The organism is Pseudonocardia sp. ICBG601, assembly GCF_020496245.1.
Genome location: NZ_JAHLJA010000229.1, coordinates 1 through 13,215, shown reverse-complemented (window position 1 = coordinate 13,215; position 13,215 = coordinate 1). Strand labels below are relative to the sequence as shown.

Genomic DNA, 13,215 nt, shown 5'->3' with positions numbered 1-13,215 from the left:
CCAGGGCGCCGCAGGTGCCCGCAAGCTTAAGCAGACAAGCCATCCCGACCCCAGGCATGTTGCGGGCACCTGCGACCCCCTGACGGCGCTCCGCGCGCCGACGTGACCGCAGCCCCACCCTCCAAGCCACAGCTGCGGTGTCGTCGTATCGACGACCACCCGAACGTCAACCACCCGTTGACGCCCGCGTTTTCGTTAAGAAAACGCCTAACTTGCTGCGCGGTGAACCGGCACCAGACGGTCGACGGCAAGCCGACCCGGACCGCACCCCGCCCCCGGCGGGGGAGGACCGGAAGCGGCGCGGCAGCACCCGATCCGTCCGCACGAAACCTCGCACCCGACCGACGGTCATCGGTGGATGCATAGGTCCTGTCGCCTGTAGAGCGGCGACACCGCCGACAGGACAATCCCGCTAGACAGCGCTAGACACCGGTCGCCTTGAGCCGACCCAACTCAAGGCTCGACAGCCCACCACATCCATGCATCATCTGATGATCGCCGGGCCGGGTGCCGGTTGCGTGCGGACGTACGCAACGAGGTCCACACCGAGAGTCAAGGCTCACGACATCGTCAATGAGTCATTGACATCAGCGCGCCAAAGATCATCTTGGACGCACTGAGGGGCCTTGAAGCGGCTTTGAAGCGGCTTTGAAGCGGCGTTGACGCGGCGTTGACGCGGCTCTGCGATCGTCGACGACCGACTTCGCGGTGTGACCTGCGGAAACGCTGGTCTCGGTGGGTGGGGTGGCGCCCGACACCTCAACCACCCTGCTTCGCTTGACGGCCGGTCGAGGTGTCGGGCGCCACCCCACCCACCTCAGCAATTCTCGATCTTGAGTCAGGGCTGGGGTCCTGACCTGATCGTTGCTCAGTGAACCGTTGCTCGGCGAACCGGTGTGTGGTGAACCAGCGTCGGCGTGCTCGGCGCTGCTCGGGGTCCTCGGCTGCCAGGGCTGCCTTGAGCCAGCCGAACGGTTGTCGCTCGGGTGGATCGTCGAGTTGCACGGCGCGTTCGGTGGTGTCGGTCTCGAACTCGAAGTCCAGACCCCGGGCGTCGAGCCAGGCGTGCGCGGCGGGGACACCGCCGTGGCGGGTCGCGAGCAGGAGGTCTTCGGCCTCGGGATAGACCTTGCGCCACGTCCGTGCAGGTAGAACCGCTGCGAGTTCGCCTCCGGCGTTCTCCTCGGCGATGGTCTCGTCGTCGATCTCCTCCAGCTTGCACTTGGCCTTGAGCCCGTTGGACCAGACCAGCTGCTGCATCCCCTTCGAGCCTTGCTCCCACTCCTGCCACAGCGCGATGTCACGTTCGTCGCCGGTCTCCAGGGCGTCAGCGAGGATCTCGAACGGGGTCCGTGACCCGTTCTTCCCCTGCTTCCAGCGGCCCCCGACGGTCTCGAACGCCAGCTTGGAGATGTACTTGGCCATCTTCTCCAGCGCCCCGGTCCCGACCCGGACATCGACCCCGTGCTCGAACGAGGCGGTGAAGCCCGACTTCGCCAACCCGGCGGTCCAGAGCTTGTAGATCGTCGCGACCAGCTCCGGGACCCGCGGGCTCACATCGGCCGGGAAGATCAACAATGCGTGGATGTGCAGATGCCACCCGTTCGCGTCTGTCCTGGTCGAGTCGATGCCGCGTACGTAGTCCATGCCCAGCAGCTGCTTGAGCTCCTGCCAGGCCCGCGCCTTGGTCAGGTGCCGCCACGCCCGGGTCAACGCACGGCGGACCTCCCGCAGGCTGTGAGCTTTGTGATGGCTCATCGTCAAGCTGAGCAGCGCGACCGATCCGCCCCGCTCAGCGTTCCAGTTGATCAAGTGCTGGAGCTCTTTCGCCCGCTTGGCGCTGATCTTCGCCGAGCAGACCGGGCAGTCCCAGACGCTCCCACATGTCACCAGGCCGCCGAACCCGGCCGTGCCCGGCTCGCCGCCCGTGCCCGGGGTGTGATGCAGCGACACCTCACCTCCGGTGTTGATCGAGACCCGGCCACACCGCGCGACCCGCGGCAGCGTCGTGATCTTCGCAAGCTTCCGTCGAGCAGCGTACTTCTCCCGGAACGCCTGATCCTGACGCTCCCGGAACTCCCTCGCAAGATCATGCCTGTGGTCCTGACCTGCAGTGAAGGCACTTATCGCGTCGTTACCAAGCGGGGCGCCTGCGGCGCCCCCGGACGGGCCGCTCACGCCAGCGGAAACACCCTCAGGCACGCCAACGAGCGGGCCCGCAGACCCGCTTACGCCTCCGGCGACGCGGCCCCGCGACCCGCTCCCGGGCACCACAGAAGAACCGGAGACACCCCCGGACACAGGAGAAAAAAGAGAGAGACCGGCAGCACCTGCCGAGCGCGACACACCCGCACCAACCGGGACCCGGGTCTTGGCTGACGCGACAAGGGGCTCTACCCTGAGGGCTTCAAGCGCTGCAGTCATTCGAGGGACCCGTTCTTGTGAGGGCCGCTCGTACTGGCATCCAGAGGTCGTAACTCCGGATCGCCCTGCGGCGCTTGATCATGTTCCAAACCAGAACCTGGCCTATCTCAGGCCGCAACAGGGCCGCGACTCGCCGAGGACGCCCGGATTTTCTCCGCGTAATCGGCGTAAGAGCCGACATGCGGAGCGCGGAACCGGGTCAGCGGAGCGCCCGGCACCGACAACAGACCCACGCCCGGTAGGGCGCTGACGTGGGCTTCTGCGACATCCCGGGCCGCTCCCGGGTGCAGAAGCTCGACCGCCGCCGGGTTGTCGCTGCGGAAGCTGACCTTCACCGAGCACTGAGCCCGCTCAAACGCCCCCATCAACGCCGCCTCCGCCCGCTGCACCACCAGCACCACCCGGACACCGGCCTTCGCGCCCTCCGCCAACAGACGCCCAATCAACGCCCGCACCCGGCGCCCGGCGTCCTTCGACACCGCATCGGTGGCCCGGTAGAGACCGACCAGCTCCTCGAACACCACCAGCCGTAACGGCTCAGCCTCCGACACCGCCAGAGTGTCCCGACCCGCCGGGAGCCCGGCGATGCGGGCATCCATGTCAACGACCAGCCGCGTCAACAACGCCTCATGAGCATCGATGTCCGCGAGCCCAGAGACCTGCCACGGCGCGTGCCGAGACCCAGCGAACGGCCGCCACAACAGACCCGTCGGGTCACACCCCGCGACCGTGACCAGCGGACTCGACGCGAGCTGGCCCAGGAAGCCGTAGACGAACCGGGACTTCCCCGACCGCGTCACGCCCTGGATCGCCATATGCGCCTCCGACGCCCAGTCACGCACCAGGTCACGGCCCTGCTCGTCACGACCCAGCAGCACCGGGACCTGCACCAGCGCTAGAGAGTCCTCAACCGGGGCCGCGAACGGGTCCGACGGGACCAACTCGATCCGGGCGAACACGTCCCCACGCTGCTCCACCCGCAGACCGAACGCACCCAGATGCGGAGCAAGACGATCCGCCACCTGCTCCACATCCCTGACCAAATGCCCCGGCAACAGCCGGACCATCAACACCGTCGGCGGCCCCAACACAATCTGCACCACCTCCGGCGTCACCACCGTCAACCCCGACGCCGTCTCCACCCGCACACACAAGCCCGCGCCCTCACACGCACGACGCCAGGCACACCAGAGCGCATCCGCCTCCCGCGCATCCGCCTGACGCTCCTGACGACGCGACCACGAACTACGCCACGTCATGCCGCGTCCTGCTTCCGACTCTGACCCCGGACGCCCTCAGCGGTCCAACGCGGCGGCGTGAGCTGACCGGTCTTGCGCGACAGGTAGCCCGGCGACACCAGCAGACCCTCGAAGACCACCGGCTGACCGAACGGCCCCGGCTCCGGCCGGGCATGGCTCGCGACCGTCACCGTGATCACCTCGGTGCGATCACGCTCATCGCCCTCCACCGCAGGAGTCACGACCTCGACACGCCACAACGGACGACCATCCGCGCTGGACTCCTGACGACCCGACGGGTCCGGACGCCGAGAACCATCCGACAACTCAACCCACACCTGCACCGGCGACACCGCACCCGTGCTGATCATCACCGCACGCTCCGCGTCCACTGGGTAGTTACGCATTTCAGCTCCACCTTCCGCAGCATTCCGACACGATCAAGTCTAATCTACTGAGTCACTTTGGCGCAATGGCAGTCAGTGACACACTTGCGTACATGACCGACTTAACCCCTGAAGAGCGAGCCGCACTTGACTCCCTCGTGCCACCCAACCAGCAGACAGGCAAGACGCACGACGACCTCGTCACCGCCGCCCGGACAACCTGGCAGCGCCGCACCGAAAACTCCGACCTCGGCGGCCTCGTCCTCGGAGCGCTCCACCGAGACGTCAAGTCCTGGCGCATCGTCGAGTACGCCACCGGTATCCCCGCTGCCACCGCCCGCCGATGGGCCATCCCGCCCGCCCCAGCCGACACCCAAGAGCAGCCTCCGGCAGCCCCTCCGGGGAGGACCTCCGCTCCCGCAGCAGCCGAACGCCCCTCACCCGAGCACGGGGAGAGATAGAGGGAGCGGCTCCGGGTGGGGCTGCGCCCACGTCGGCCCCACAGGGCATCAGGGCGCCGCAGGTGCCCGCAAGCTTAAGCAGACAAGCCATCCCGACCCCAGGCATGTTGCGGGCACCTGCGACCCCCTGACGGCGCTCCGCGCGCCGACGTGACCGCAGCCCCACCCTCCAAGCCACAGCTGCGGTGTCGTCGTATCGACGACCACCCGAACGTCAACCACCCGTTGACGCCCGCGTTTTCGTTAAGAAAACGCCTAACTTGCTGCGCGGTGAACCGGCACCAGACGGTCGACGGCAAGCCGACCCGGACCGCACCCCGCCCCCGGCGGGGGAGGACCGGAAGCGGCGCGGCAGCACCCGATCCGTCCGCACGAAACCTCGCACCCGACCGACGGTCATCGGTGGATGCATAGGTCCTGTCGCCTGTAGAGCGGCGACACCGCCGACAGGACAATCCCGCTAGACAGCGCTAGACACCGGTCGCCTTGAGCCGACCCAACTCAAGGCTCGACAGCCCACCACATCCATGCATCATCTGATGATCGCCGGGCCGGGTGCCGGTTGCGTGCGGACGTACGCAACGAGGTCCACACCGAGAGTCAAGGCTCACGACATCGTCAATGAGTCATTGACATCAGCGCGCCAAAGATCATCTTGGACGCACTGAGGGGCCTTGAAGCGGCTTTGAAGCGGCTTTGAAGCGGCGTTGACGCGGCGTTGACGCGGCTCTGCGATCGTCGACGACCGACTTCGCGGTGTGACCTGCGGAAACGCTGGTCTCGGTGGGTGGGGTGGCGCCCGACACCTCAACCACCCTGCTTCGCTTGACGGCCGGTCGAGGTGTCGGGCGCCACCCCACCCACCTCAGCAATTCTCGATCTTGAGTCAGGGCTGGGGTCCTGACCTGATCGTTGCTCAGTGAACCGTTGCTCGGCGAACCGGTGTGTGGTGAACCAGCGTCGGCGTGCTCGGCGCTGCTCGGGGTCCTCGGCTGCCAGGGCTGCCTTGAGCCAGCCGAACGGTTGTCGCTCGGGTGGATCGTCGAGTTGCACGGCGCGTTCGGTGGTGTCGGTCTCGAACTCGAAGTCCAGACCCCGGGCGTCGAGCCAGGCGTGCGCGGCGGGGACACCGCCGTGGCGGGTCGCGAGCAGGAGGTCTTCGGCCTCGGGATAGACCTTGCGCCACGTCCGTGCAGGTAGAACCGCTGCGAGTTCGCCTCCGGCGTTCTCCTCGGCGATGGTCTCGTCGTCGATCTCCTCCAGCTTGCACTTGGCCTTGAGCCCGTTGGACCAGACCAGCTGCTGCATCCCCTTCGAGCCTTGCTCCCACTCCTGCCACAGCGCGATGTCACGTTCGTCGCCGGTCTCCAGGGCGTCAGCGAGGATCTCGAACGGGGTCCGTGACCCGTTCTTCCCCTGCTTCCAGCGGCCCCCGACGGTCTCGAACGCCAGCTTGGAGATGTACTTGGCCATCTTCTCCAGCGCCCCGGTCCCGACCCGGACATCGACCCCGTGCTCGAACGAGGCGGTGAAGCCCGACTTCGCCAACCCGGCGGTCCAGAGCTTGTAGATCGTCGCGACCAGCTCCGGGACCCGCGGGCTCACATCGGCCGGGAAGATCAACAATGCGTGGATGTGCAGATGCCACCCGTTCGCGTCTGTCCTGGTCGAGTCGATGCCGCGTACGTAGTCCATGCCCAGCAGCTGCTTGAGCTCCTGCCAGGCCCGCGCCTTGGTCAGGTGCCGCCACGCCCGGGTCAACGCACGGCGGACCTCCCGCAGGCTGTGAGCTTTGTGATGGCTCATCGTCAAGCTGAGCAGCGCGACCGATCCGCCCCGCTCAGCGTTCCAGTTGATCAAGTGCTGGAGCTCTTTCGCCCGCTTGGCGCTGATCTTCGCCGAGCAGACCGGGCAGTCCCAGACGCTCCCACATGTCACCAGGCCGCCGAACCCGGCCGTGCCCGGCTCGCCGCCCGTGCCCGGGGTGTGATGCAGCGACACCTCACCTCCGGTGTTGATCGAGACCCGGCCACACCGCGCGACCCGCGGCAGCGTCGTGATCTTCGCAAGCTTCCGTCGAGCAGCGTACTTCTCCCGGAACGCCTGATCCTGACGCTCCCGGAACTCCCTCGCAAGATCATGCCTGTGGTCCTGACCTGCAGTGAAGGCACTTATCGCGTCGTTACCAAGCGGGGCGCCTGCGGCGCCCCCGGACGGGCCGCTCACGCCAGCGGAAACACCCTCAGGCACGCCAACGAGCGGGCCCGCAGACCCGCTTACGCCTCCGGCGACGCGGCCCCGCGACCCGCTCCCGGGCACCACAGAAGAACCGGAGACACCCCCGGACACAGGAGAAAAAAGAGAGAGACCGGCAGCACCTGCCGAGCGCGACACACCCGCACCAACCGGGACCCGGGTCTTGGCTGACGCGACAAGGGGCTCTACCCTGAGGGCTTCAAGCGCTGCAGTCATTCGAGGGACCCGTTCTTGTGAGGGCCGCTCGTACTGGCATCCAGAGGTCGTAACTCCGGATCGCCCTGCGGCGCTTGATCATGTTCCAAACCAGAACCTGGCCTATCTCAGGCCGCAACAGGGCCGCGACTCGCCGAGGACGCCCGGATTTTCTCCGCGTAATCGGCGTAAGAGCCGACATGCGGAGCGCGGAACCGGGTCAGCGGAGCGCCCGGCACCGACAACAGACCCACGCCCGGTAGGGCGCTGACGTGGGCTTCTGCGACATCCCGGGCCGCTCCCGGGTGCAGAAGCTCGACCGCCGCCGGGTTGTCGCTGCGGAAGCTGACCTTCACCGAGCACTGAGCCCGCTCAAACGCCCCCATCAACGCCGCCTCCGCCCGCTGCACCACCAGCACCACCCGGACACCGGCCTTCGCGCCCTCCGCCAACAGACGCCCAATCAACGCCCGCACCCGGCGCCCGGCGTCCTTCGACACCGCATCGGTGGCCCGGTAGAGACCGACCAGCTCCTCGAACACCACCAGCCGTAACGGCTCAGCCTCCGACACCGCCAGAGTGTCCCGACCCGCCGGGAGCCCGGCGATGCGGGCATCCATGTCAACGACCAGCCGCGTCAACAACGCCTCATGAGCATCGATGTCCGCGAGCCCAGAGACCTGCCACGGCGCGTGCCGAGACCCAGCGAACGGCCGCCACAACAGACCCGTCGGGTCACACCCCGCGACCGTGACCAGCGGACTCGACGCGAGCTGGCCCAGGAAGCCGTAGACGAACCGGGACTTCCCCGACCGCGTCACGCCCTGGATCGCCATATGCGCCTCCGACGCCCAGTCACGCACCAGGTCACGGCCCTGCTCGTCACGACCCAGCAGCACCGGGACCTGCACCAGCGCTAGAGAGTCCTCAACCGGGGCCGCGAACGGGTCCGACGGGACCAACTCGATCCGGGCGAACACGTCCCCACGCTGCTCCACCCGCAGACCGAACGCACCCAGATGCGGAGCAAGACGATCCGCCACCTGCTCCACATCCCTGACCAAATGCCCCGGCAACAGCCGGACCATCAACACCGTCGGCGGCCCCAACACAATCTGCACCACCTCCGGCGTCACCACCGTCAACCCCGACGCCGTCTCCACCCGCACACACAAGCCCGCGCCCTCACACGCACGACGCCAGGCACACCAGAGCGCATCCGCCTCCCGCGCATCCGCCTGACGCTCCTGACGACGCGACCACGAACTACGCCACGTCATGCCGCGTCCTGCTTCCGACTCTGACCCCGGACGCCCTCAGCGGTCCAACGCGGCGGCGTGAGCTGACCGGTCTTGCGCGACAGGTAGCCCGGCGACACCAGCAGACCCTCGAAGACCACCGGCTGACCGAACGGCCCCGGCTCCGGCCGGGCATGGCTCGCGACCGTCACCGTGATCACCTCGGTGCGATCACGCTCATCGCCCTCCACCGCAGGAGTCACGACCTCGACACGCCACAACGGACGACCATCCGCGCTGGACTCCTGACGACCCGACGGGTCCGGACGCCGAGAACCATCCGACAACTCAACCCACACCTGCACCGGCGACACCGCACCCGTGCTGATCATCACCGCACGCTCCGCGTCCACTGGGTAGTTACGCATTTCAGCTCCACCTTCCGCAGCATTCCGACACGATCAAGTCTAATCTACTGCAGTAGATTAGACTTGATCGTGTCGGAATGCTGCGGAAGGTGGAGCTGAAATGCGTAACTACCCAGTGGACGCGGAGCGTGCGGTGATGATCAGCACGGGTGCGGTGTCGCCGGGCAGGTGTGGGTTGAGTTGTCGGATGGTTCTCGGCGTCCGGACCCGTCGGGTCGTCAGGAGTCCAGCGCGGATGGTCGTCCGTTGTGGCGTGTCGAGGTCGTGACTCCTGCGGTGGAGGGCGATGAGCGTGATCGCACCGAGGTGATCACGGTGACGGTCGCGAGCCATGCCCGGCCGGAGCCGGGGCCGTTCGGTCAGCCGGTGGTCTTCGAGGGTCTGCTGGTGTCGCCGGGCTACCTGTCGCGCAAGACCGGTCAGCTCACGCCGCCGCGTTGGACCGCTGAGGGCGTCCGGGGTCAGAGTCGGAAGCAGGACGCGGCATGACGTGGCGTAGTTCGTGGTCGCGTCGTCAGGAGCGTCAGGCGGATGCGCGGGAGGCGGATGCGCTCTGGTGTGCCTGGCGTCGTGCGTGTGAGGGCGCGGGCTTGTGTGTGCGGGTGGAGACGGCGTCGGGGTTGACGGTGGTGACGCCGGAGGTGGTGCAGATTGTGTTGGGGCCGCCGACGGTGTTGATGGTCCGGCTGTTGCCGGGGCATTTGGTCAGGGATGTGGAGCAGGTGGCGGATCGTCTTGCTCCGCATCTGGGTGCGTTCGGTCTGCGGGTGGAGCAGCGTGGGGACGTGTTCGCCCGGATCGAGTTGGTCCCGTCGGACCCGTTCGCGGCCCCGGTTGAGGACTCTCTAGCGCTGGTGCAGGTCCCGGTGCTGCTGGGTCGTGACGAGCAGGGCCGTGACCTGGTGCGTGACTGGGCGTCGGAGGCGCATATGGCGATCCAGGGCGTGACGCGGTCGGGGAAGTCCCGGTTCGTCTACGGCTTCCTGGGCCAGCTCGCGTCGAGTCCGCTGGTCACGGTCGCGGGGTGTGACCCGACGGGTCTGTTGTGGCGGCCGTTCGCTGGGTCTCGGCACGCGCCGTGGCAGGTCTCTGGGCTCGCGGACATCGATGCTCATGAGGCGTTGTTGACGCGGCTGGTCGTTGACATGGATGCCCGCATCGCCGGGCTCCCGGCGGGTCGGGACACTCTGGCGGTGTCGGAGGCTGAGCCGTTACGGCTGGTGGTGTTCGAGGAGCTGGTCGGTCTCTACCGGGCCACCGATGCGGTGTCGAAGGACGCCGGGCGCCGGGTGCGGGCGTTGATTGGGCGTCTGTTGGCGGAGGGCGCGAAGGCCGGTGTCCGGGTGGTGCTGGTGGTGCAGCGGGCGGAGGCGGCGTTGATGGGGGCGTTTGAGCGGGCTCAGTGCTCGGTGAAGGTCAGCTTCCGCAGCGACAACCCGGCGGCGGTCGAGCTTCTGCACCCGGGAGCGGCCCGGGATGTCGCAGAAGCCCACGTCAGCGCCCTACCGGGCGTGGGTCTGTTGTCGGTGCCGGGCGCTCCGCTGACCCGGTTCCGCGCTCCGCATGTCGGCTCTTACGCCGATTACGCGGAGAAAATCCGGGCGTCCTCGGCGAGTCGCGGCCCTGTTGCGGCCTGAGATAGGCCAGGTTCTGGTTTGGAACATGATCAAGCGCCGCAGGGCGATCCGGAGTTACGACCTCTGGATGCCAGTACGAGCGGCCCTCACAAGAACGGGTCCCTCGAATGACTGCAGCGCTTGAAGCCCTCAGGGTAGAGCCCCTTGTCGCGTCAGCCAAGACCCGGGTCCCGGTTGGTGCGGGTGTGTCGCGCTCGGCAGGTGCTGCCGGTCTCTCTCTTTTTTCTCCTGTGTCCGGGGGTGTCTCCGGTTCTTCTGTGGTGCCCGGGAGCGGGTCGCGGGGCCGCGTCGCCGGAGGCGTAAGCGGGTCTGCGGGCCCGCTCGTTGGCGTGCCTGAGGGTGTTTCCGCTGGCGTGAGCGGCCCGTCCGGGGGCGCCGCAGGCGCCCCGCTTGGTAACGACGCGATAAGTGCCTTCACTGCAGGTCAGGACCACAGGCATGATCTTGCGAGGGAGTTCCGGGAGCGTCAGGATCAGGCGTTCCGGGAGAAGTACGCTGCTCGACGGAAGCTTGCGAAGATCACGACGCTGCCGCGGGTCGCGCGGTGTGGCCGGGTCTCGATCAACACCGGAGGTGAGGTGTCGCTGCATCACACCCCGGGCACGGGCGGCGAGCCGGGCACGGCCGGGTTCGGCGGCCTGGTGACATGTGGGAGCGTCTGGGACTGCCCGGTCTGCTCGGCGAAGATCAGCGCCAAGCGGGCGAAAGAGCTCCAGCACTTGATCAACTGGAACGCTGAGCGGGGCGGATCGGTCGCGCTGCTCAGCTTGACGATGAGCCATCACAAAGCTCACAGCCTGCGGGAGGTCCGCCGTGCGTTGACCGGGCGTGGCGGCACCTGACCAAGGCGCGGGCCTGGCAGGAGCTCAAGCAGCTGCTGGGCATGGACTACGTACGCGGCATCGACTCGACCAGGACAGACGCGAACGGGTGGCATCTGCACATCCACGCATTGTTGATCTTCCCGGCCGATGTGAGCCCGCGGGTCCCGGAGCTGGTCGCGACGATCTACAAGCTCTGGACCGCCGGGTTGGCGAAGTCGGGCTTCACCGCCTCGTTCGAGCACGGGGTCGATGTCCGGGTCGGGACCGGGGCGCTGGAGAAGATGGCCAAGTACATCTCCAAGCTGGCGTTCGAGACCGTCGGGGGCCGCTGGAAGCAGGGGAAGAACGGGTCACGGACCCCGTTCGAGATCCTCGCTGACGCCCTGGAGACCGGCGACGAACGTGACATCGCGCTGTGGCAGGAGTGGGAGCAAGGCTCGAAGGGGATGCAGCAGCTGGTCTGGTCCAACGGGCTCAAGGCCAAGTGCAAGCTGGAGGAGATCGACGACGAGACCATCGCCGAGGAGAACGCCGGAGGCGAACTCGCAGCGGTTCTACCTGCACGGACGTGGCGCAAGGTCTATCCCGAGGCCGAAGACCTCCTGCTCGCGACCCGCCACGGCGGTGTCCCCGCCGCGCACGCCTGGCTCGACGCCCGGGGTCTGGACTTCGAGTTCGAGACCGACACCACCGAACGCGCCGTGCAACTCGACGATCCACCCGAGCGACAACCGTTCGGCTGGCTCAAGGCAGCCCTGGCAGCCGAGGACCCCGAGCAGCGCCGAGCACGCCGACGCTGGTTCACCACACACCGGTTCGCCGAGCAACGGTTCACTGAGCAACGATCAGGTCAGGACCCCAGCCCTGACTCAAGATCGAGAATTGCTGAGGTGGGTGGGGTGGCGCCCGACACCTCGACCGGCCGTCAAGCGAAGCAGGGTGGTTGAGGTGTCGGGCGCCACCCCACCCACCGAGACCAGCGTTTCCGCAGGTCACACCGCGAAGTCGGTCGTCGACGATCGCAGAGCCGCGTCAACGCCGCGTCAACGCCGCTTCAAAGCCGCTTCAAAGCCGCTTCAAGGCCCCTCAGTGCGTCCAAGATGATCTTTGGCGCGCTGATGTCAATGACTCATTGACGATGTCGTGAGCCTTGACTCTCGGTGTGGACCTCGTTGCGTACGTCCGCACGCAACCGGCACCCGGCCCGGCGATCATCAGATGATGCATGGATGTGGTGGGCTGTCGAGCCTTGAGTTGGGTCGGCTCAAGGCGACCGGTGTCTAGCGCTGTCTAGCGGGATTGTCCTGTCGGCGGTGTCGCCGCTCTACAGGCGACAGGACCTATGCATCCACCGATGACCGTCGGTCGGGTGCGAGGTTTCGTGCGGACGGATCGGGTGCTGCCGCGCCGCTTCCGGTCCCCCCGCCGGGGGCGGGGTGCGGTCCGGGTCGGCTTGCCGTCGACCGTCTGGTGCCGGTTCACCGCGCAGCAAGTTAGGCGTTTTCTTAACGAAACGCGGGCGTCAACGGGTGGTTGACGTTCGGGTGGTCGTCGATACGACGACACCGCAGCTGTGGCTTGGAGGGTGGGGCTGCGGTCACGTCGGCGCGCGGAGCGCCGTCAGGGGGTCGCAGGTGCCCGCAACATGCCTGGGGTCGGGATGGCTTGTCTGCTTAAGCTTGCGGGCACCTGCGGCGCCCTGATGCCCTGTGGGGCCGACGTGGGCGCAGCCCCACCCGGAGCCGCTCCCTCTATCTCTCCCCGTGCTCGGGTGAGGGGCGTTCGGCTGCTGCGGGAGCGGAGGTCCTCCCCGGAGGGGCTGCCGGAGGCTGCTCTTGGGTGTCGGCTGGGGCGGGCGGGATGGCCCATCGGCGGGCGGTGGCAGCGGGGATACCGGTGGCGTACTCGACGATGCGCCAGGACTTGACGTCTCGGTGGAGCGCTCCGAGGACGAGGCCGCCGAGGTCGGAGTTTTCGGTGCGGCGCTGCCAGGTTGTCCGGCGGCGGTGACGAGGTCGTCGTGCGTCTTGCCTGTCTGCTGGTGGGTGGCACGAGGGAGTCAAGTGCGGCTCGCTCTTCAGGGGTTAAGTCGGTCATGTACGCAAGTGTGTCACTGACGGCCATTGCG

General features: G+C 67.5%; 10 protein-coding genes. 4 read left to right on the top strand and 6 right to left on the bottom strand.

Annotated features, from left to right (window positions below):
- Window positions 1-759: 759 nt before the first annotated feature.
- From KPL57_RS62590 to KPL57_RS62565, 6 genes are all read right to left on the bottom strand, one after another.
- Window positions 760-2,178: a protein rep gene (locus KPL57_RS62590; protein ID WP_226359139.1), complete on the bottom strand. Its 1,419-nt coding sequence runs from the start codon at window positions 2,176-2,178 to the stop codon at window positions 760-762.
- 353 nt (window positions 2,179-2,531) lie between these two features.
- Entirely contained in the window at window positions 2,532-3,683 is a 1,152-nt protein-coding gene (locus KPL57_RS62585; RefSeq protein WP_226359140.1) for a hypothetical protein, read from the bottom strand.
- Complete coding sequence (locus tag KPL57_RS62580; protein WP_226359141.1) at window positions 3,680-4,069, bottom strand: hypothetical protein; 390 nt, start codon at window positions 4,067-4,069, stop codon at window positions 3,680-3,682. Before KPL57_RS62580 ends, KPL57_RS62585 begins: the two co-directional genes overlap by 4 nt.
- 1,247 nt (window positions 4,070-5,316) lie before the next feature.
- Complete coding sequence (locus tag KPL57_RS62575) at window positions 5,317-6,735, bottom strand: protein rep (protein WP_226359139.1); 1,419 nt, start codon at window positions 6,733-6,735, stop codon at window positions 5,317-5,319.
- Between the two features lie 353 nt (window positions 6,736-7,088).
- Window positions 7,089-8,240, bottom strand: coding sequence for a hypothetical protein (locus KPL57_RS62570; RefSeq protein WP_226359140.1), 1,152 nt, complete (start codon window positions 8,238-8,240; stop codon window positions 7,089-7,091).
- On the bottom strand, window positions 8,237-8,626 hold the full coding sequence (locus tag KPL57_RS62565) for a hypothetical protein (RefSeq protein WP_226359141.1): 390 nt from the start codon (window positions 8,624-8,626) through the stop codon (window positions 8,237-8,239). The genes KPL57_RS62570 and KPL57_RS62565 overlap by 4 nt, the downstream gene beginning before the upstream one ends.
- A gap of 246 nt (window positions 8,627-8,872) precedes the next feature.
- Between KPL57_RS62565 and KPL57_RS62560 the strand changes: the two genes are divergently transcribed.
- The 4 genes from KPL57_RS62560 (at window position 8,873) to KPL57_RS62545 (ending at window position 12,034) form a co-directional block, all read left to right on the top strand.
- The gene (locus KPL57_RS62560) at window positions 8,873-9,115 is read left to right on the top strand and encodes a hypothetical protein (RefSeq protein ID WP_226359147.1); all 243 of its coding nucleotides are present in this window, start codon (window positions 8,873-8,875) and stop codon (window positions 9,113-9,115) included.
- Entirely contained in the window at window positions 9,112-10,263 is a 1,152-nt protein-coding gene (locus tag KPL57_RS62555) for a hypothetical protein (RefSeq protein ID WP_226359140.1), read from the top strand. The genes KPL57_RS62560 and KPL57_RS62555 overlap by 4 nt, the downstream gene beginning before the upstream one ends.
- 353 nt (window positions 10,264-10,616) lie before the next feature.
- Window positions 10,617-11,105 carry a hypothetical protein gene (locus KPL57_RS62550; RefSeq protein WP_226359146.1) on the top strand — a complete coding sequence of 163 codons (489 nt, stop codon included), beginning with the start codon at window positions 10,617-10,619 and terminating at the stop codon, window positions 11,103-11,105.
- Window positions 11,106-11,146: 41 nt separating this feature from the next.
- On the top strand, window positions 11,147-12,034 hold the full coding sequence (locus tag KPL57_RS62545; protein ID WP_226359145.1) for a hypothetical protein: 888 nt from the start codon (window positions 11,147-11,149) through the stop codon (window positions 12,032-12,034).
- Window positions 12,035-13,215 lie beyond the last annotated feature (1,181 nt).

What these genes read in the sequence shown, in the direction of transcription:
- KPL57_RS62555 (WP_226359140.1), top strand. Translation starts at nt 9,112, where the DNA reads ATGACGTGGCGTAGTTCGTGGTCGCGTCGTCAGGAGCGTCAGGCGGAT.
- KPL57_RS62570 (WP_226359140.1), bottom strand. Translation starts at nt 8,240, where the DNA reads ATGACGTGGCGTAGTTCGTGGTCGCGTCGTCAGGAGCGTCAGGCGGAT.
- KPL57_RS62545 (WP_226359145.1), top strand. Translation starts at nt 11,147, where the DNA reads ATGGACTACGTACGCGGCATCGACTCGACCAGGACAGACGCGAACGGG.
- KPL57_RS62580 (WP_226359141.1), bottom strand. Translation starts at nt 4,069, where the DNA reads ATGCGTAACTACCCAGTGGACGCGGAGCGTGCGGTGATGATCAGCACG.
- KPL57_RS62565 (WP_226359141.1), bottom strand. Translation starts at nt 8,626, where the DNA reads ATGCGTAACTACCCAGTGGACGCGGAGCGTGCGGTGATGATCAGCACG.
- KPL57_RS62585 (WP_226359140.1), bottom strand. Translation starts at nt 3,683, where the DNA reads ATGACGTGGCGTAGTTCGTGGTCGCGTCGTCAGGAGCGTCAGGCGGAT.